The following is a 21,215-nucleotide window of genomic DNA, read 5'->3' as shown; positions in this document are numbered from 1 at the left end:
AGCATGATAAAGAATGAAAATGCGCTATACATTATTACATACAATCTATTTTTTCTCATTGGTATTACTGGCGTCGTGTACTAAACGACTCGACCAAAAGCCTTCCGATGGAATTATCCGGGAAGATTACTGGAAAACAAAAGAACAGGTAAAGGCTGCCGTAATTGGTTGTTACGGGTCCATGCTGGGAGATCCTACCGGAGATGGAACTTCCTTACCCGAACTGCTTTTTCTTTGGGGAGAACTGCGTGCCGATATGGTGGCACCTTCGCTGGGCACCACTGCCGGTCAGTTTGAGATCATGAATGTAAATACTACCTCCACCAACAGTATCGTAAACTGGCGGCCGGTATACCGTACCATTAACTATTGCAATACTGTCACTGACTTTGCGCCGGGAGTTTTGCAGAACGACAAGACCTTTACCCAGGAAGCGCTGGATGCTTATGTGGCAGAAGCAAAAACAATCAGGGCATTACTCTATTTCTACCTGGCAAGAAGTTTTGGCGATGTGCCTTTAAAACTTATCTCTACTTCAAGTGATGAAGAAATAACAAATACTGCAAAAAGCTCGCAGCAGGAAGTACTTGACCAGGTTATTAAAGACCTGAATGAGGCAGAGACCGGCGCGCCGCTTACCTATGGAAGCGCTGCCGCCGACAAAGGCCGTATTACCCGCTTTACCATTAATACCATACAGGCAGACGTGTATTTGTGGATGGATAAATATGCAGAGGCCATTGCCGCCTGCGACAAGGTCATCAACTCAAAACGTTTTGGCCTCATAAGTTCAAGCGCAGCCTGGTTTACTACCCTGTATCGTACAGGCAACTCCAACGAAGGCATTTTTGAGTTACAGTATGATGCCCAAAAACTGAATACATTTTATAACCTGTTTGCCGTGCCAGGCAAACAATTCATTGCCGCTAACCGGGTAATGGACGTGGTATATACTACCGATGAGGTTAACAATCTTAAAGACGTTCGTGCAGACGGTGCTTCTGTAAGGGCTACTGACGGGCTTATCTGGAAATACGTAGGGAAAAACAGCACGGACCTTACAGCACAAAGCGATTCGTACACGCACTGGTTTGTATACCGGTATGCAGATGTATTATTAATGAAAGCAGAGGCCCTGGCCCAGTTGGACAGAGGAGCGGAAGCGCTGGTGCTTGTAAACAACATCCGTACAAGAGCGCAGGCGCTGGAGGGTACAAACATCCGCCCCGATCCGGCCAATAAAATAGAAGTTTCCCGCTTTATACTGGAAGAAAGAGCAAGGGAATTTATGTTTGAAGGCAAACGGTGGTATGACGTGCTCCGGTATGTAAAGCGGAATAATTATGCACAACTCGATTATTTGCTCGATATGGTGGCCGGCATTGTGCCTGCTAACACCCTGCGTACCACGCAGACAAAATTGAAAGATCACAACAGCCATTACTTCCCCATATTTGAGTATGAGCTGCAAACAAATAAAAACCTGGTTCAAAACCCGTTCTATAAGTAAACAATTGCGCGATCATGAAAAAATATATATTTATCCCGCTGATTGTTTTTACAGTAATTGCTGTTTTTCTCAGCAACTGTAAAAAAATGAATTTGCGTGAATCCACCACGCAGGACCCGAACATCCTGGAATATCTTCAGAAAGATTCCCTGCACCGATTTACAAAGCTGGTAGAAATTATAGATCGGGCCGGATACAGCTCAGCCATGAGTACTTACGGTACTTATACTTTGTTCGCACCAACCGATGACGCAATTGATGCCTATCTGAAGCAAAAGAATATTGCTTCCATTGACCAGATAAGCGAGACCGAAGTGCGGGAAATGATCCAGTTCCATTTGCTGGAAGAGGTAGTACAAACCGGTGAATTTAACGATGGTAAACTTCCGTCGGTAACCATGCTGGGACAATTCTTAATAACAGGCGTGGTGAATGAAGGCGGTGCTTCTTTGTTCCGGATTAACAGGCAGGCCAATGTGACCCAGCCAAACATAATAATGGGGAATGGAATTATACAGGTGATCGACAACGTGCTTACTCCTACCATATTTACAGTAGCCAAACTGGTGGAACAAAATCCTGAGTATTCTATTTTTACCCAGGCGTTGAAAGAAACAGGTTATTATGATACGTTGAACAGCGTCAAAAATGCCGATGGTACACCCAGGTGGGTTACGCTGATAGCAGAAACTGATGAGGCATTGAAAGCTGCAGGTATTGCAGATTATGCAACGCTTAAAACAAAATATAATAAAAATAATGGCAATCCTAAAGATGCAACAGATAGCCTGAACATATATGTTGCTTACCATATTCTCCCCGATGTAAAATATCTCGCAGATATTGTAATGGCTTCCTCACACGAAACAAAGGTGCCATTGGAAGTGATCACAGATAAACTGGTAGACGGTAAGAAAGTGCTTATTAATGATGATGAGTACGCCACTCTCGACAGTGTAGTGCATGAGCGGGGGGCTGAACTGGACCAGTCTAACAGCGACGTATCTGCTATCAACGGTGTATTGCATCGGGCTTTGACGCATTTTAGTGTAAAAGTGAGACAGCCCTTTGCTGTATACTGGGACCTGTGTTCAACGGTGTCTGAACTTACGAGATTGAGCAGCATATACCGGAAAAAAACTTATTTGTTTGATTACGGTGATGGTACAACCTTAAAGGATATAAAATGGGAAAAAAGTTGTCTTAAATACAGAAATGGTGTACAGGGTTACCTGGGCGATTACTGGCAAGTGGGCCTTGGCACAAGTGGCAGCAATACAGATGCCCTCGGCTCCTGCTCAGGAAATAGCTGGATTGAATTTACCACCCCTTTGCTGGTAAAAGGAAAATACAAAGTATGGTTTTGTTATTTTGAACAAAATCCTGGCAAGGCCGTCGCTGTGCAGGGATCATTCGATTCTATACCACTTACCAGCGCGCTGATACAATTTCAGGAAAAGATTTCTACTGTTGATACTGCCAAGATTGGAGAAATGGAAGCACTGGGCTGGAAATGGTGGGCTGGTGCAAAAAAGAAAGCTGGAACTACTGCGAGCCGCATGTTAGGACTAATAGATGTAAAAGTTACTGGTAGACATAAAATTCGTTTTAATCTGATATCGGGGAGCAATTCTGACTGCAATTTCGATATGATCCATTTTATTCCATTGGGAGAAAACCAGACGCGCACAAGATTTAACCCTGATGGAACTATAGAAGTAACGGATAAATAATAAACACGAAACAATTTTTGAAGCATGCGCTTAATGAAGAAATACCTGTTGCTGGCTGGTTGTCTTGCAGTCACCGGTCTTAGTTGCAAGAAATGGGATGATCATGTGGCTGTAAACGAGCAGGCACTTAACCAAAACCTGCAGGAATATATCAATACGCAACCCAATCTGAGCAAATTTAGCGAGTACCTGGTGAAAACAGGGCTCGATAAAGTGATCAGCTCATCGAAGAATTATACGGTATGGGCACCTACCAATGATGCATTGACCAGTCTGCCACAGAATGTGGTTAACGATACCGCAAAGCTAAAGAGCTGGTTGTTGAACCATATTGCCGGCCAGCTTTATTTTACCAGGATGGCAACCGATACCCTGCGGGTGGCCATGCTGAACGGAAAAAGGATCTATTTCTTTAATAATAAGTTCGACGAGGCAAGTATACAACAGGCAGATATCTATGTAAGGAATGGTGCATTACATATAATAGACAAGGCCATTGAACCCCTGCCAAGTATCTGGGAGTATATAGAAAGCACGAAAACAACCTATAATCAAAACGAGTATTTGACTTCACTAGATTACCTGGTGCAGGACTCTGCCAAGGCAGAACTGGACAGTATTAATCCGGTTAATGGCCAGCCTGTATACAAGCCCAATACAGGCGTTGTAAGGGTAAATTCTTTCCGCACCAAAGTATATGATGTAGGGAATGAAGACAGCCTGTATACTTACGTGGTGCTGACCAACGCAGCGTATGCCACGGAAACCGATAAACAGAAGATCTTTTTCAAAAGCTCAAATGCAAATCTTACCGATAGCAATTCCAAATGGAATGTAATAAGAGACCTGGCGATTAAAGGTGTTTATTCGCCCGACAAACTGCCTCCGGTGTTGGTGTCGAAGTTTAACGTGCATATTCCTATCAGCAGTACTGCTATTATAGAAACAAAAAAAGCAAGCAACGGGATCATATACGTAGTGAACGCAGCTGCGGCTCCTATTGAGGAAAAAGTACCCGTGGTAATTGTACAGAGCGATAGTCCGGTCTTATATAAGTCAAAGGAAGATAAATACATGACCAATGTTTTTCACCGGCAGCGAAAGAACCCGCTTACAGGCGAGTTGTTTAATGATCTTTATATTAACCTCGGTTCAGGGGGATCCAGTTATTTTGTTGATTTTGTAACCAGCGGACTGTATGCAACGAAATATAAAGTATACTGGGTAGCATTAAACGATAAAAGTGTATCGGGGCAGAGTGATGGCACCTATGGTACCGATTCTGCCCTGCAGCAGATCTTACAAATTTTCCCGGATACTGCTACCATGTTCCCTCCCGGGTTTTTTAATATACAGACAAAAGTGAAGCCATACGATTATACCGAAGTGTTTTTGGGCGAATATACCAACGATAGCTATAACGCACTATTGTCGGCTGCCGCCGATGACCCCAGGAACGTGTACGCCGCACGCCGCCTTCGGTTACAGGCGCCTGCTACTACACCTAATAAGGAAACTCCCTTTAACCTTACTCTGGATTATATAAAATTCGTTCCGGTGTTTTAATTATGTTATACATGTGCATACAAACAACCATACTACGCAGCATTATGAGTAAAAGGATTGTATTTGCCATTTGCCTGGGGCTGTTTTGCGGCCAGCTACATGCGCAGGATTCTACCAATGCAGTAAATGGCGATTCTATTATAACGGTTAACCCTTTCCCTAAAGGATCAGTAGATGTAAGAGGAACTATTGCCGATGCGGTAAGCCGTAAACCTTTGAGCGGCGCGAGGATCACTTATAAAAATGTGACTGCAGCCATTACTGATAGCCTGGGCAACTTCCTGTTGAAAGTACCTGGTTATAATGTCTCCATACGGGTAGAAGCAGATGGGTACCAGGCAAGGGAGCTTGCGTTGCAGGGAGCTGCGGAGGTAAAAGGGTTTTTGCATGAAGGTGATTACAGGTCCTTTTATGATGATATTACCACGCCGTTGGGAGTAGCAACGCAAAGCCAGGTCACCAATGCAGCAGTATCTGTGCACACAAAAGGCAACTGGCAGGGCGTACCCGAAACGCCGGATGCTTACCTGCAAGGCAAAGTGGCGGGGCTGAATGCCATCCGCCGTTCAGGTACTCCCAATATAGGAGCCAATCTTTTTTTACGTGGTTTTTCCTCTCTGTATGCCACTAACCAGCCATTGATAATTGTAGACGGGGTCTTCTTTGATATTGGTAATTATGGAAACCCACTGAATTCCGGTGCGTACAACAACCCACTGTCCTTTATCGACGGTAAGGATATTGACAATATTACCGTGTTAAAAGATGCCACCTCTATATACGGAGCCAAAGGAGCAAACGGCGTAATCCTTATTACTACTGCCCGTGCCAAACAGGAAGCTACCAGAATTGATGCCGCATTGTATGGCGGGATAAACTTTACGCCCACCAATATACCTGTTATGAATGCTGCTGATTACCGGGTGTATTTATCAGAAATGCTCCAGTCTAAAGGTGTTGCCGATAAAGACATGCAGGCACTTCCTTATATGAATGACGATGCCGCCAGCCTCGACTATTACCGTTTTCATTATAACAACAACTGGCAGAAAAAAGTGCTCGACAACAGTTCTATGCAAAACGGTTACCTGAAAATTACCGGTGGCGATAACATAGCAAAATATGCGTTGTCGATGGGCTTTTTAAAGAATGCAGGTGTTGTCAAAAATACGGGGCTTACCAGGTATAATATGAGATTCAATGCCGATCTTAATCTCAGCAAAAGGCTTACCGCTTCCGCTAACCTCAGTTTTCTCTATTATGAGCAGAAGTTGAAGGACATGGGACTAAGCCCTACAACGAATCCCATTTATACGGCCTTGATAAAAGCGCCCTTTTTACCGGAAAATGAGGTGGCTGATAATGGTATAGAATCGCCTTCACTGGCCGATAAAGACTCATTTAATATAAGCAACCCCGGCGCGCTTATCGGGAATATGCAGGCTCTTAATAAAAGCTACCGGTTCAATGGTACTGTAAAATTCAATTACCTCCTTACTAATAACCTGTCACTGGCCTCCACCATTGCCGTTACCATGGATAAAATGCGGGAAACCTTTTTTGTGCCTGAAATGGGGATTGTAAGCGATACACTTGATAATGCCATCGCCTTCAACCGGTCGGGCGCACAGGTAATACGCACCTTTACCGTTTTCAATGATACCCGGCTTGCCTATAACAAAACATTTAGCCATATTCACCAGTTCGATGCCCAGTTGGGCGCGCGGTATGTAAGGGTGAATGCGGAACAGGATAATGGTTTTGGCTTTAACGCTGCTACCGATCAGTTAAAAGGGGTAGGGTATGGCATTAATTCATTGCGCCAGATAGGTGGCAGCCTTGGCGAATGGGCATGGCTGAATACCTACCTGCATGCGGGTTATAACCTGGCAGGCAAGTATTATCTTGATGTAGACATGGCGGCAGATAACTCTTCGCGTTTCGGAAAAAACAGTCCTTCACTGGCCATCTTTCCTTCCGTGCGGGGCGCCTGGCTTATTTCATCTGAAAAATTTATGGCGCCAATCCATTTTGTAAACCTGTTAAAAGTAAGAGCATCCGCAGGGGTAACCGGCAACGACGATATCGGCAACTTTACGGCCCGTAAATATTATGTACCGCAAAACCTGCTGGGAGTGTCTGGCCTCGTACGTGGCAATATCGGCAATGAACAACTGCAGTGGGAAAAGGTGACAAAATTAAACACAGGGGCAGACATAGCCTTATTGAATGAGCGGGTGAATATAAGTGTAGATGCATACCGCCATACTTCCGATAAAATGATTTTATATACGCCAGCACCTTCTACGAGCGGTATGAATTATGTAGTTACCAATTCTGGTGGCATGCGTACCAATGGGTGGGAAGCAGCAGTACAGGTGTGCGTTATTGATCATAAGACCTTTAAATGGGACGCAGGGTTCAATATTGCACAATACAAATCGAAGATTACAAAATTGCCGGCCGGAACAATTCTGACTGATTTTGCCGGTGGCACCATTATCACAGCCGAAGGCAGTGCACCCAATCTGTTTTATGGTTATAAGACCGGAGGCGTATACGGCAGCGATGCAGAAGCTGCTGCTACAGGATTATATACTAAAAATGCCAATGGAGATCTTACCCCTTTTAGCGGTGGCGATGTACGTTTTGCAAATACAAACGGCAGCGATAATGTGATCGATGCAAATGACCGGCAGGTAATAGGTAACCCCAATCCTGATTTTTACGGTGCTATAAACAGCCGCCTGGTGTACGGCAACTGGTCGCTCGATGTATTGTTTACCTACAGTTATGGCAATGATATTTACAATTATACCCGCCGGCAACTGGAATCGATGAGCGGGTATGCCAACCAAACCGAAGCAGTACGCAACCGGTGGAAAACAAATGGTCAGGTAACGAATATGCCTAAAGCTACCTGGGGCGACCCAATGGGCAACAGCCGTTTTTCAGACAGGTGGATAGAGGATGGCTCTTATTTAAGATTAAGGACCCTGTCTCTTGCCTACAACATACCCATTAAACCAGGTGTAGTGAGATACATTCAGGTATATGGTACGGGCAATAACCTGTGCACGTTTACAAAATACCTGGGCTACGATCCCGAATTCAGCGCAGTCAATGGCGTATTCGGCCAGGGAGTTGATATAACGCTGGAGCCTCAATACAAAGGCGTTCAGGCAGGCGTACGAATTGGTTTATAATTTATTTACTTCAAGCAACAGAAGATATTATGCAAATAAGGGTATCAATAGTATACAGTGCTGTATGTAGTGTATTGCTGCTGGCGGCATTGGCATCTTGCAAAAAGTTAGTAGAGGTAGAACCCAAAGACGAGCTGGACGAAAAAAACATGTATAGGAACGTGTTTGATGCAGATGCAGCAGTAATAGGTGTATATGGCAAATTTATGGGCCTTGCTGAACAGTATATCGTGTTGAATGAATTGAGGGGCGACCTGACAACTGTTACCGCCACTGCAGATGCTAACCTGCAACAAATAGATGCACACAAGGTGCAGGATGGCAATCCGTATGCCAGCCCTAAGCCGTTTTACGAAGTAATACTCAATTGTAACGACGTCTTGCATAACCTGGGCATCATGCTGGCCGATAAAAAGCTGAAGGTAGAAGAATATAACATGCGCTATTCAGATATAGCCACGCTCAGGTGCTGGCTCTACCTGCAACTGGGCATTCATTTCGGGAAAGTGCCTTACGTAACCGATGATATTGCCGATGTGTCTGCGCTGGATGCAATTCGAAACCTGCCACGTTTTGAGTTTAACCAGTTATTGGATACACTCACCAGGCAAATGGAGTCGCTGCCCTATATGCAGCCATACGCATCTTCTGCCAGCCTGGTAACAACAGTAGATGGTTATGTGACCAACAAGTTCTTTATCAATAAGCAAATAATGGAGGGGCAGCTTTACCTGTGGAAAGGCGATTATCGCAAAGCTGCAATTGCTTTTAAAACCGTAATGGAAGTGGGCGGTACCGGCGATCTGAATACAAACCGGATAACCTATGGCTCAAAAGCAGATAACAACGATATTGCCGTAGGATATATCAGATTCCGCGAATGGGATGAAAATATGCTGGTAGATAACAACAGCCAGGGCTGGCGTTCCATTTTTGCCCGAAGCGAGGATAAATTGTTCAACTACGAATGGATCTGGTACCTGCCTTTTAATAAGAGCTTTAAACCGGTTGATCCTTTTATCAACCTGTTTTCCAACAAAGGCGGCAGTTACCTGTTGAAACCATCGCAATATGCCATTGATAAATGGAACAGCCAGGTGCAGAAAAATGACTTTACTTATGATGCAAGGGGAAAGGTATTTAGCTGGCGTATGCTCAACAACCAGCCGGTAATTATGAAATACCTGTACAATTACCTGGATGAAAAAAGCTTTGCACCCGTTAACGTGTTTGAAAAAAACGGAAAATGGTTCTTGTACCGGGCAGCTTCCCTACATCTCGATTTTGCGGAAGCCGCTAACCGCGATGCGCACCAATCACTCGCATATGCCCTGGTAAACCAGGGACTTCCTACTGTCGCCAATATGATACCAACTGAAGGAACCCCTTATAACTTTGATGCACGCAAAAGCGATAACCCAAAAATTGTCGGCGACTGGTGCGCAAACGCGGGTATTCGGGGAAGAGCTAATTTGTATTCACCAGCTGTTACCGGCGATAGCACCCTGTTTATTGAAGACCAGGTAATCGGCGAAGCAGGTCTTGAACTGGCTTATGAGGGCAGGCGCTGGCCCGATCTGTTGCGTATTGCATTGAGAAGAAACGATCCTGCTTTCTTAGCCGATAAAATATACAACAAATTGGTAGCAGAACATAACCCCGCAGCGGCAGACGTAAGGGCCAGGTTAATGAATAAGGAGAACTGGTACCTGCCATTTAGATGGTAAGTATTTTGTATTTGAAATAACGTAAAAGCATTCCGTCACATGACGGGATGCTTTTTTTTATGGTACCTTTAAAGTAAAAGGGTATGAAAGTTTCCTTCACACAGATCGACACCGCCTGCATGGTGATCAATCTCAATGGATTTGTCATTGTAACTGATCCTGCTTTCGACGCAGCAGGCACCGTATATGAAGGCCCCCGCACTTTGTATAAAACGGGCTCACCAAAACTGCAGCCGCAGGACATTGGCCCGGTAGACCTGGTGCTGCTCAGCCACGATCAGCATAAAGACAACCTCGATAATGCCGGCCGTGAGTTCATTAAATCTGTAAAGCAGGTTCTTTCTACGCCGGGAGCTGTTGAACGGCTGGCGCAGGGTAATGTAAGAGGTCTTTATGAATGGCAAAGCGTTGACATGGCAACCGATAAAGTACCTGGCCTGCGCATCACCGCTACACCCTGTCAGCATGCACCTACGCAGGAGCAAACAACAATCTCAGGTCATGTCATTGGTTTTATGATCGAATGGGATGGTCAGCAACAGGGTGCGCTCTGGATATCCGGAGACACTGTATACTTTGATGGCATTGAAGCCATTGCAAAACAATTTAAAGTGCATACGGCGGTGCTGCATGTAGGTAAGGCTGGTTTCCCCGAGATCAATTACATGCCGGTGACTTTTACCACAGAAATGGCTATTCAAACAGTGCGATTGATGAACGTAGAGAAATTTATTCCTACACACATCCAGGGCTGGAAGCATTTTAATGAACAACCTGAATACCTGCATGATCAGGTGAGCCATTCAGATATAAAAGAAAAATTAATTTGGTTGCAGCCAGGGGTACCAACTGACATAGATATCTAACTAAAAATCCCTCCCGGTACATCGGGAGGGATTTTTAGTTAAGGAGGTATTTTTACTGGAAGGACAAATGAGCATTGTCACCATTGTTATGGAAGTAGGGTATATAAATGCCACGGATGAATTAGCGGGAATTACAATTAATAATTGTATAACAATTGGCTGCTTATCTTAGCTGTTATTAATTCGACCCCGCTATGAAAAAATTGTACCCATTGGCTTTATTTACATTACTGATAGCAATGATTTCTTCCTGCTCCAAAACAATAACAACTGAATCCTACAAAGATGTTTACGGTTATACGGATGCGCTTACCAGCCATACCTGGGTTTACCGGGAATATTTCAGGTATTTCAATGATACGGCTGCTGCATTGGTTTACAAAGACTCCCGGCCCTGGAATTCCTTTGATCTCTCCTTGAATCAAGCCACGTATTATAAGGATGGCACCTATACCGAGATAGACAATCAGGGCAAGACTTATAATGGAACCTGGGGTTTTGTGAACAACGGCAGGGACCTTGAGGTAAAAAATAGTGCCGGTACATTTGTGTCTACTGTTCAAATGATCACCAATGAGCGGTTCGAATGGTTAGGACCTGAAAGTACCTATGGGGTTATGCTGCCTGCATACCAGGTGCCGGATCCTACCAGCACGTTACAATTACTGACTTCCAGATCGTGGGTTTACGATGAGTATTTTTTAGATTACGATTATGACGAACCCTGGCTGGTATGGAAACCTAATAAAAGCACCAGTTTTTATGATCTGTCGAGAAGTGAAATTAAATTTAATAGCGATGGAACTTATGCGGAGACCAGCGATGATGGTTCTACCGACCAGGGTAACTGGACGTTTTTGAACAATGGAACGCGGATCAGGGTTGCTACCCCCAATATAACTTTTGTTATCACAATTACGAGTCTCACCAAAGACAGGTTTGAGTGGCTGAATGTTGATGGGACCGAGTATGCAGAAATGGTTCACAAATAAGGTCATATTTTTAAATAATTATATAAAGACAGGCTTTCAAAAGGAGCCTGTCTTTTTGTTATAACTACATAGCATCTATATTAAAACCTTATTAAAATCATTTATTAATATATCATTAGAACTCGGCTACTGGTACCAGCATGGCATAGTAGTTGAAAAATGGGGGCAGATATTCTTAACCCAAAAACTGTATAAAAATGAAATTTAAATTCAATCTCCTCCCCCTGTTAATGGTCCCTGTTATTGCATTGTTTTCTTTCACCGTACATTTTGCCGGTGGTGTTAAAGGCACCATCGATCCTGCTGCAAATGCCGGTGATGTTTGGGCTATTAATGGTAATGACTCCACTAAAGTTACTCCACTTCAGGGCGTATTCCAGATCAGTGATTTGAAAGCTGGTACCTACAAAATTGTAGTGGAAGGGAAAGCTCCTTACAAAAACTTCGTAAAAGAGGGCGTAGTGGTAAAAGATAGTGAAACACTCGATCTCGGAAAAATAACATTAAACCAATAAATTTGTTGGTTTTCTACGTGAGTGATCAGGGCAATGTTCTTGCCCTGATTTTTTAATTATGAAACAAGGCAGAATTCTGATCGTCGAAGACGAAAGAAGCATGGCTGATGCGCTCCACGCCGGGTTAAAAGACGCTGGATATGAGGCGGTCTCAGCTTATTATGGTGAAAATGGTTTCGAGCTTTTTCGGCAGGAACATTTTGACCTGGTATTGCTGGATGTTAACCTGGGCGACGTGAGCGGCTTTGATCTTTGCAGACGGATACGGCTTGCCGATATTTCCGTTGGCATCATCATGCTTACCTCCCTGCATGAACTATCCAGCAAAACCATAGGTTACGATGCAGGGGCCGACGACTATATTGTAAAGCCCTTCGATTTTCAGGAACTGTTGCTGAAGATCGGCGCGCTGTTAAAACGTACCATGAAAACTGCAGCACCTGTATCCATTCTCAAATGTCTCAACCTGGAAGTAGACCTGAATAAAAAGGAAGCCAAACGCGGTGATATCAAGATCAATCTTACCGCAAAAGAATTTCACCTGTTGGAATTCCTGATGCGGAATAAAGATCGTGTGGTGTCCCGTGCAGAAATAGCCATGCATGTATGGGGTATTGATTTTAATACCAATACCAATGTCATAGATGTGTATATTAGCTACCTTCGCAACAAGATCGATCGTGACTTTAACCCTAAGCTGATACATACGCATTTTGGAATGGGGTTTATGCTTAAAGAAAAAGAAAGCTGATGCCTGTACGACTTAGAATAGCCATGCTGTTTACCCTCCTGGTATTATCCATTCTGCTTACCGTGGGGGGCGTGGTTACTTACATCTCCTATCGTAACCGGCTCGAAGCGGTAAAAATGCGCCTCACCGGCAGGGCAAATAATATTGCCAATTTCCTGCGACAGACAGAAACTTTCAGCAGCCAGCTGATCCAGAAGATCGATACCTCTACCGCCGGTTCAGGAAGAGATAAGGAAGTGCTGGTATATGATAACAACAACAAGAAGGTGTACGCCTATAGCGACCGGGTAACCGATACCCTGGTAATCGACACGTTGTTGTTAAGCAAAGCCCGCCTTAAAAAAAAGCTTTATTTTAAACGGGGGAAGAAGGAAGCCATCGCCATCTACGATAAAGAGAATGAACTGGTGATTGTTTCGGCCACCTTCGATGAACAGGGCAGAAGACAATTGGGTCAGTTGGAGATCACTTTGTGGTTCAGTTTATTGGGCGCTGCATTGATCTCCTTTGGGGGCGGGTACCTTTTTGCCGGCCGGCTGTTACGGCCTATAAAAGAAATAGCCAGCGAGGTAAATGACATCTCTGCTAAAAACCTGTTGCAACGAATTCCTACCGGTGAAGCAAAAGATGAATGGCATTACCTTTCCAGCACCCTCAATTTGCTGCTCGACCGCCTGCAGCAAACACTGGATATGCATCGCCGTTTTATTTCAAACGCCTCACATGAACTCTCTACCCCCCTTGCTTCTATCACCAGCCAGATAGCAGTGTTACTGCAACGCGACCGGGAAGCGGTTGAATACAAGAATGTATTGACAGGCGTTCATCAGGATGCCCTGCATTTAAGTAAGCTCATTCAAACCCTGCTGGAGTTTTCAAAAGCTTCGGGTAGCGAGAGCGGTCTCGAAATACAGCCTGTACGCATAGATGAAGTGTTGCTGCGATTGCCGGCTGAGCTGGCAAGAACCAATAAAGAATATGTGGTCTTGCTTGGGTTTGATGACCTGCCCGAAGATGAAGACCGGTTGTTTGTATTCGGTAATGAAGAATTGTTATTCACTGCTATCAAAAATATTGTTGTCAATGCCTGTAAATACACTACCGGCCACCGGGCTCTTGTAAGAGCAAGTACCAGGAACAATGAGATCCATGTTGAAATAATTGACAATGGACCAGGTATGCGTCCGGAAGAACTGGAGCAGATCTTTCAGCCATTTTATCGGGGTGGCACAGTAGGAACATTACCCGGTTTTGGCCTGGGGCTTCCCCTGGTTAAAAGGATCATCAACCTGCACAAAGGAAGAATACAGGTAGAGTCGGATATAAAAACAGGTACCACTTTTTTAGTGACCCTTCCCGCTGCATTTAAGAAAACAGAGCCGGAACAACTTCCCCACAGCTGATCGATCATTATAAAACGACATTTGCGACATATTTCACTAGAATGATAGAATAGAACTGGCCTTTGGTTTTTATTAAAAAAGCTGTCCCAAATTGCAATGGGGCAGCTTCTTTTTTTTTACCTTTTTCAGCTGCTATCAAACCCAATACAGACTAGCATCAATTGTATAATGAACATTAATTTTTTTGTGCTAAAAATGTAAGCGATTACCCTTATTGTATTTTATAATAAATTGACTACATCGCAGCCATTTTGATGCAATAGAGTTTCATTCAATCAAAAAGTTTGTTGCTTTGCATCATCGTACTCGTTGATCGCTATTTGATATATGTCTAATTCTTTTAAAAACTATTGATTCGAAAATTTCAGGCACCATGTTTGTGTTTGAATGGCTCAAATACTCTTTTTGAAAACATTTAATATCCTTATGATGAACACGAGCAAGAAATTCCTCAAAGATGCCACTAACATCTTCTCATCTGTACCAAAAACCGGAAAACTGATTATCCGTACTATCGCTGCAGAATGCGCACTGAAATTCAGCTACGCGCAGCTAGTATCAATCCCAACTAATCAAATCGGAAGAAGAACAGCCATCGCCAGACAAGGCGGTATGGTTTCATCAAATGTTCTTCATGATTCACATCAAATCGACTGATGGTTTAGTAGTTATTTACAAATCAGCAAGCAATAAGGAAGGATTTGTAAATAATTAAATAAACCCAACAGGGAAGGTTTGCTTAACAGTGACTCACTGCAAATGACAGGTCTGGATACGCCACTCCAGCACTGATGGCACACTGTTGTGTAAAAATCATGAAGTCATTTTTGAAGAGGAATTTCTATGGATGTATTTGAGCACGGTCTTAATTCAATTGTCCGGATCTTATTTTAAGTTAGGTTCTAATCCGTTTTCCATCACCCTTTTGTAAGCTCCTTATCTATAACCTTGTCTATATTCTCTTATCTGTACTCTATGAAATGTTGACCTTGGCTTTCCGGGTCACCGGAAATGATGCGACAGAACAAAGCTTTTGTATCTGTCTTCAGAAATGATAAGAGAGGGATCACCTGTTACATGCCGCATGGCGCGGCGTGGCAGACATGTAACGCATCGCAGGTAAAAAAAAAGTACTTGCAATGTGAATGGGGAAGTTCTATGCGTAAGCAAGACGTTACCGGCAATTGAAAACTGTTTTTTAAATCTAGTAATTAATAACCTAAAATGAAAACTCTGATGCACAAAAGAGGCAATTTGTTACGTGGAAATCAGCGCGTGCTGACCGTTTCCCTATTACTGGCTACATTAGCTGCTTGTCAAAAAAATGTTGAGAAACCAGATGCTGCTGCCAGTGAAGAACTGGTATCAACACAAGCTACCTCAGGTGGAAATATCATTTGGTCTGAAAATGCAGATGGCAGTAGTTTTTTAACTAGCGGTTTAAGTTTAAGCATTCAATATGCAACAACTTATGGTATTACTGCTTCTACCGCCGAAGCTTTCAGCGGTACAAAAGCAGCTCGTTTTGAAATAAGAGATACCGATCCTGAAAGTCATAGTGGTACAAGGGCAGAAATATCTTTCCCTACGCCTACCACCAATAATTTCTGGTATTCTTATGCATTGTATATGCCCAGCGCTCAATACAAAGACGAGACTGATGATGAAGTGATCACCCAGTGGCATGGTGGCGGCGGTATCACCCCGGCTATCTCTATGCGCGTAACAAATGGTCATCTTGTTATGAGAACACCAGATGATGCCAGAACTGACCTTGGTACTATTGAGAAAGACAAATGGCATACTTATGTATATCATATCATTCACTCTGCAGGTTCTGATGGTTTGATCGAGATCTGGAAAGACGGTCAAAAACTTGTATCACGTAAAGGAGCCAGTATGTATGCCCTTACAGGTGATTTCCACCTGCCTAACTGGAAAATGGGTATCTACAAATCTGACTGGAACGGTACTAAAACTACTTCTACCAACCAACGCGTACTGTATTTCGATGAAATTAAATACGGTAAAGCAACTGCAACTTATGATGAAATGTTGCCTGTTGGTAAAGGCGGTTCTACCACTCCAACCAACCCTGGTGATGGTTCTACTACGCAACCAACACAACCAACATCACCTGCTAATGGTTTAAGTGTTAGCTCTTTCACTCTGGTGAATGCAGCTACTGAAAAGGATGTACAAACAATTGCAGATGGCTCAACAATCAGCCTGAGCAAATTGAGCCTTAAAACTGCCAACGTTCGTGCGGTTACTGCCGGAACTGTTGCCAGCGTTAAGTTTGAATTGAGCGGCGCTCAAAGCAAATCCTACACAGATGCAGCTGCTCCATTTGCATTGCATGGTGATGATGGAAGTGGTAACTACTATTATGGTAACTGGAATCCACCAGCAGCAGGTACTTATACGCTGAAAGCTACCCCCTATGATTCAAAAGGTGTAGCTGGTACAGCAAAGACTATCAAATTTACTATCGCGAAATAACTTTGAGTAATTGATATAGATGGGTTAAAAAAGGCGCTCCGATACATCGGGGCGCCTTTTTTATTTAATTGAATAAAAGAGCCTAAATTTATAGGAATAAAATTGGGTGCAGGTGAAACCAAAAAAGCCTATCATACTAATCATCGTGTTAGTCTCTGCAATCATGCTTTATGGCTATATAAAAGTATTTCATGGCAAAGCAGACAATGCAGACAACACCGGAAATACCGGAAACGCCACCAGGGCCAGCCACACCGATGATCCCCAACCCACACATATACTTTACCAGCTGGGGTTTGAAGATAATGATCCTTTCCCTTCCTTTTTATCGAAACAGGTAGCCAGCCAATATGGAATAGAAATAGTGGAAAGTCCCGTATATCGGGGGAGGAAAGCCGCCCGTTTTGAATTAAGGTGCGGTGATGCTGAAAATAACAACGGTACCCGGGCTGAAATCTCATTTCCCCAACCTGATGACCAAAGCAACCTCGAACGCTGGTATGCATTCGCCCTTCTTTTCCCCAAAGAAGATTATGAGCCAGATAACACAGATGATGTAATAACCCAATGGCACCAGGGGGGTAAGGTTAGTCCCGCTATAAGCCTCAGAACAAAAGACGATAAACTGTACCTCCGCATTAAACCCGACGTAAAAAGTAAAGACAAAATAACGTTAGGTGATGTGGAAAGAGGCGACTGGCATTTCTATATTTTCCATATTAAACACTCATCCGGACCGGACGGCCTGATTGAAGTCTGGCGCGACGGAAAATTGATGGGCACATACAATGGCTCCAATATGTATGATTTGGACAATAAGGATTTTCATGCCCCGGCCTGGAAGCTGGGTATTTACAAATCAAACTGGAATAAAGGCAAGGTTACCAATACCACCAAAAGGGTTTTATATGTCGACGAAATAAAGTGTGGTGATGAACGGGCAACCTTTGCCGACATGATGCCGAAAAAATAACTAGGCAGTAGCAATTTGAAAACCGGCCACCTTCATAGCCTTACATACTTTCTTATCTGTTGCCAGCAATTGAACAGTACTATCTTCTTTGTTATTTCCCAGTTCGATGATCATGTTTTTCAGATAAGCCGGCAGCCATTCCTTTGCCGAGGCATGACGGTAACAGTTTTCTATTACAATCGCATCTTCTCCGTAACTCACCCAAATACAACAAACCAACCGGTCATTTTCGAGCCAGGTAAAACAATGCTGCCCTTTTTCAAGTCGGTACATGGCGTCTGACAGGAATTTCCACCTGGAGATACCAGCCTTGTCATCTGAATTAATTTCAAGCAAATGCGCCAGGTTGTTTTTCTGCCAGGTTGTTACGGTCGCTTGTTCAAGCGTGGATTTATTTATTACATACCGTTGTGGTGTCTCTTGTTTGTGTAGTTTTTTTGACAGTCTCATTAACGCTGGCGCCGGATGCCAGTGCTTTAAATCATAACGATATTTTTTAAAGTTAAGCTCCGCGGTCATTGGCCGTATGCCACGGGCAACCATTCTGGCATGCAGCCATTTTCTGAATTGTCTTTTTACGCGGAAGCCTTTGGCATTGCTGACGATCAGTTCCTGAACTTCATCCTGCTGCGTGGCCAGTTCTTCCTTATAGGCATCATATCCCGGTGACAGGTCTAAGTATTGAACGCCTTCTTCCACCAGTAGTTTCGTTAACAAAACAAAATGTATATAACCGGGTGAATTACTACGGGCATTTAAAGGGGAATGACAAACAAGACCCGATAAGTAAACCCAGTTGTTTCTTATTACACCAATTACCGCTGCAATTATTTTGTTATTGACCTTAAATACGGTTGTATGAAGCAGCTGCTGGTCATATAACGCCAACAGAAAGGCTTTTTTAGCCGGGTCTTCACTAAAAGGGTTTTTATTGAACAGGGCGCCCTGTCTGAAATCGAGCAGGGTGGCCATTTCATCCAGGCTGCTTATAAATGTTTCCCGGTCCTTTATTTTTTCAAAACATACGTCACCCGTTTTTTTGAACTTGTTCAACTTGTTATTGAAATGCTTGCCCACCTTCACGTCTGCCGGCGTATTGTAATGGATCAGTGGACGGGAATAGCTTTGTACAATACTGTTGTCGCGCCACTTCTTATCTTCCTGTACCCAGTTTAACGGGGTGCCTGGCGGAATGAAACGCAGGGAAACAGGATGTCCCGGGAATTGTTTCATCAATTCGTTCAATGCTTTTTGTATGAACACATTTCCGTCTGAAGGTGCAGTCAGCCAAACCTGGTATTCCGCTTCATAATAGCCGGCACCTGTAAGTTTACCGCCTTTCGCATGTCGGTCCTTCCGGGTTACATTTAATAATGTCATTGGCAGTATGCCTTTCAGTTTATCTTTTTTAACTGCCTTTACAAGAATGGGTAAATGATGATCCCGGTATGCGTTGTACCAGGCCGTAACAAACCGGTGACCCTGATAAACGGTGGCCCAGGGACAGGAATCAAACAACTGGTCCCAGCTTTTTTGGAAGGCGGGGTCCTGTAACAACTCAGTTACTGCTGAACCTGTTACTATTTCTATGGTGTATTCCGGATCTGTTTTTCCTTCGCCAGGTCCTTTGTTATCGGTAATTGCCTCCGTTTTGGATTTAGCTTTTTCGGTGGCCTGAAGGTCTTCAAAATACAGTTCCGGCGTTTCCACTGAGTTGAACCCGGCCTTTTCAAAAATGCGTTGGTCGTTGCTGTTATTAACGATGTAAAAGGTTTCGTAGATCGTATCGGCTGCCAGTTCTGCGGCAACTGATTGTAGAAAAACGGACAGCCTTTTACGTCCTTTCTGATGGTAGTATAACCCGGTCAGTGATATGAACCACCCTTCCGTTTTACCGGCGTCGTATTCGGCAGTAGCGTGTTTGCCGTTTGTTAGCCAGGCGCAACCCAGCAGTTTTCCGTCTTCAACCCAGCTGTAACAATGTTCACCACCTTCCTGTCTGCGCATGGCTTCTGATAAATACTCCTGTTTGCTGTACCAGGTTTCATGGCTGTCGAATTCAAGCAGGTCATGCAGATTGTCTTTTTGAATGGGCAACAGGTTGGTTGTTGGCAGGGTATTGTATTGAACGATCCAGCATTTTGATACTTCGCTGTGCCGTTTTAATTTATCGACAAAACGGGCACTCATGGCGCCTAAACCGGCAGGCGTTATGTTCCTGAGTTTTGTTTTATAAATAGAAAGATCGCGCTGTACCTTTTTTAGAGTTTGGGCTTTTATGCCAAAACCAAGCGCTTTATTTTTTAGAAATTGTTGAATGCCGTATTTCAACCGGCCCGAAAAACCATTGAAGTTGTTGCCAATACTTAACGTGGCAGCCTTGGTGTGTTCGGTAGCCAGCATATCCTTATAAGGATCAGCTCCGGGGGTAAGGTCAAATACTTTCACGCCCTCATCAGCCAGCATTTTACCCAGCATCAAAAAATGAATAATGCCGGGTGAATGCCGGGCGTAGGCCGCATCAAAGGAATTGATGCCCTGCAGATGCACCCGGTTGGGGCCCTGCATACTTACATTGGAGGCAATTATTTTGTCATTGATCTTTAATACGGTTGCATGAATGTCATTTTGCTCAAATAAGGCCAGCAGAAATTCTTTTCTTAATGGATCGTTTTTAAAAGCTATTTTATTATACATCGCCCCTTTTCTGAAATCAGACTGAACGGCCAGTTCATCAAAGATCGAAGCAAATTCATCGTAATCGTGAATGCGTTCAAATAATAAATCTCCCTGTCTGCTTAACCTGTTGATCTTTTCTTTCCTGTTTTTCTTTTTGAGCTCACTGGCGAGGTGTGTACCGTTAACGATCATCAAAGGGTGGGAGGATGTTTTTACAAAACAACGCCGGCGCCATGTTGAATCATTTTCTGTCCAGCCCAATGATACTTCAGCAGGAATGTATTTGAGCTGGATCTTTCTGCGGGGGAATGCCCGGCGTACTTCAAGGAGGGCGTTTTTAATAAACTGTTCATCATGTGCATCTGCCGTTAGCCATACCTGGTATTCTGCCTGGTTTGCCCCGGCTCCGGTTATCAGGCCATTCTTGTCTGCAGCCAGCGTTAACAATCCGGTAATCTTTCCTGCATGTACTGTCCTGATTAAAACAGGAACGAAATCCTTTCGGTAAATCCGATACCACGTGGCTACAAAAGAAGGGCTCTGAAAAACCGTAGCCCAGGGGCAGGCTTTCCATAGTTGGTTCCATTCACCCAGGAACCGGGTATCTTCTAACAGTGTAAATACTTTTTCTCCCGACAACAGCTCTATGCCTTCAATATCATGCTGAAAAAGCGATACTACTGTTTTTGATTTAGTTGGTGACGCTGTGAATGACATATGCAAATTATTTTCAGTCTTGAAATACCCGACATTCTACCAGGTAGAACGTCGGGCCTAAGTGCATGGAAGAAT

At 43.8% G+C, this 21,215-nt stretch carries 14 protein-coding genes; 13 read left to right on the top strand and 1 reads right to left on the bottom strand.

Annotated elements, in window-relative coordinates; genetic code table 11:
- Nucleotides 1-13: 13 nt before the first annotated feature.
- The 13 genes from BMX95_RS23670 to BMX95_RS23610 all read left to right on the top strand — a co-directional run bounded on the left by BMX95_RS23670 (nucleotide 14) and on the right by BMX95_RS23610 (nucleotide 17,744).
- Nucleotides 14-1,510 carry a RagB/SusD family nutrient uptake outer membrane protein gene (locus tag BMX95_RS23670; protein WP_244898122.1) on the top strand — a complete coding sequence of 499 codons (1,497 nt, stop codon included), beginning with the start codon at nucleotides 14-16 and terminating at the stop codon, nucleotides 1,508-1,510.
- Between the two features lie 14 nt (nucleotides 1,511-1,524).
- Entirely contained in the window at nucleotides 1,525-3,243 is a 1,719-nt protein-coding gene (locus tag BMX95_RS23665; protein WP_081197961.1) for a fasciclin domain-containing protein, read from the top strand.
- A 24-nt stretch (nucleotides 3,244-3,267) separates the two neighbouring features.
- Nucleotides 3,268-4,809: a fasciclin domain-containing protein gene (locus BMX95_RS23660; protein ID WP_081197960.1), complete on the top strand. Its 1,542-nt coding sequence runs from the start codon at nucleotides 3,268-3,270 to the stop codon at nucleotides 4,807-4,809.
- A 44-nt stretch (nucleotides 4,810-4,853) separates the two neighbouring features.
- Complete coding sequence (locus BMX95_RS23655; RefSeq protein ID WP_081197959.1) at nucleotides 4,854-8,015, top strand: SusC/RagA family TonB-linked outer membrane protein; 3,162 nt, start codon at nucleotides 4,854-4,856, stop codon at nucleotides 8,013-8,015.
- Between the two features lie 29 nt (nucleotides 8,016-8,044).
- A complete protein-coding gene (locus BMX95_RS23650) occupies nucleotides 8,045-9,742 on the top strand; it encodes a RagB/SusD family nutrient uptake outer membrane protein (protein WP_081197958.1) in 1,698 nt (565 codons plus the stop codon).
- 83 nt (nucleotides 9,743-9,825) lie between these two features.
- Nucleotides 9,826-10,608 carry an MBL fold metallo-hydrolase gene (locus tag BMX95_RS23645; RefSeq protein ID WP_081197957.1) on the top strand — a complete coding sequence of 261 codons (783 nt, stop codon included), beginning with the start codon at nucleotides 9,826-9,828 and terminating at the stop codon, nucleotides 10,606-10,608.
- 194 nt (nucleotides 10,609-10,802) lie between these two features.
- On the top strand, nucleotides 10,803-11,600 hold the full coding sequence (locus tag BMX95_RS23640; protein ID WP_090519584.1) for a hypothetical protein: 798 nt from the start codon (nucleotides 10,803-10,805) through the stop codon (nucleotides 11,598-11,600).
- A 197-nt stretch (nucleotides 11,601-11,797) separates the two neighbouring features.
- Entirely contained in the window at nucleotides 11,798-12,115 is a 318-nt protein-coding gene (locus BMX95_RS23635) for a carboxypeptidase-like regulatory domain-containing protein (RefSeq protein WP_081197955.1), read from the top strand.
- A gap of 58 nt (nucleotides 12,116-12,173) precedes the next feature.
- Nucleotides 12,174-12,866 (top strand): response regulator transcription factor, encoded by a 693-nt coding sequence (locus BMX95_RS23630; protein WP_081197954.1) that lies wholly within the window; start codon nucleotides 12,174-12,176, stop codon nucleotides 12,864-12,866.
- Nucleotides 12,866-14,269: a HAMP domain-containing sensor histidine kinase gene (locus BMX95_RS23625; protein WP_081197953.1), complete on the top strand. Its 1,404-nt coding sequence runs from the start codon at nucleotides 12,866-12,868 to the stop codon at nucleotides 14,267-14,269. Before BMX95_RS23630 ends, BMX95_RS23625 begins: the two co-directional genes overlap by 1 nt.
- Before the next feature lie 405 nt (nucleotides 14,270-14,674).
- Complete coding sequence (locus tag BMX95_RS23620; RefSeq protein ID WP_133053860.1) at nucleotides 14,675-14,926, top strand: hypothetical protein; 252 nt, start codon at nucleotides 14,675-14,677, stop codon at nucleotides 14,924-14,926.
- Between the two features lie 567 nt (nucleotides 14,927-15,493).
- The gene (locus tag BMX95_RS23615) at nucleotides 15,494-16,771 is read left to right on the top strand and encodes a polysaccharide lyase family 20 protein (RefSeq protein ID WP_081197951.1); all 1,278 of its coding nucleotides are present in this window, start codon (nucleotides 15,494-15,496) and stop codon (nucleotides 16,769-16,771) included.
- Nucleotides 16,772-16,916: 145 nt separating this feature from the next.
- On the top strand, nucleotides 16,917-17,744 hold the full coding sequence (locus BMX95_RS23610; protein ID WP_133053859.1) for a polysaccharide lyase family 20 protein: 828 nt from the start codon (nucleotides 16,917-16,919) through the stop codon (nucleotides 17,742-17,744).
- Here the strand turns inward: BMX95_RS23610 and BMX95_RS23605 are convergent, their stop codons facing one another.
- The gene (locus tag BMX95_RS23605) at nucleotides 17,745-21,140 is read right to left on the bottom strand and encodes a GNAT family N-acetyltransferase (RefSeq protein WP_081197949.1); all 3,396 of its coding nucleotides are present in this window, start codon (nucleotides 21,138-21,140) and stop codon (nucleotides 17,745-17,747) included.
- Nucleotides 21,141-21,215 lie beyond the last annotated feature (75 nt).

This window comes from Niastella yeongjuensis (genome assembly GCF_900110245.1).
GTDB lineage: Bacteria > Bacteroidota > Bacteroidia > Chitinophagales > Chitinophagaceae > Niastella > Niastella yeongjuensis.
Note: the sequence above shows the minus strand (reverse complement) of the source record. Positions and strands in the feature narration are given on the sequence as shown.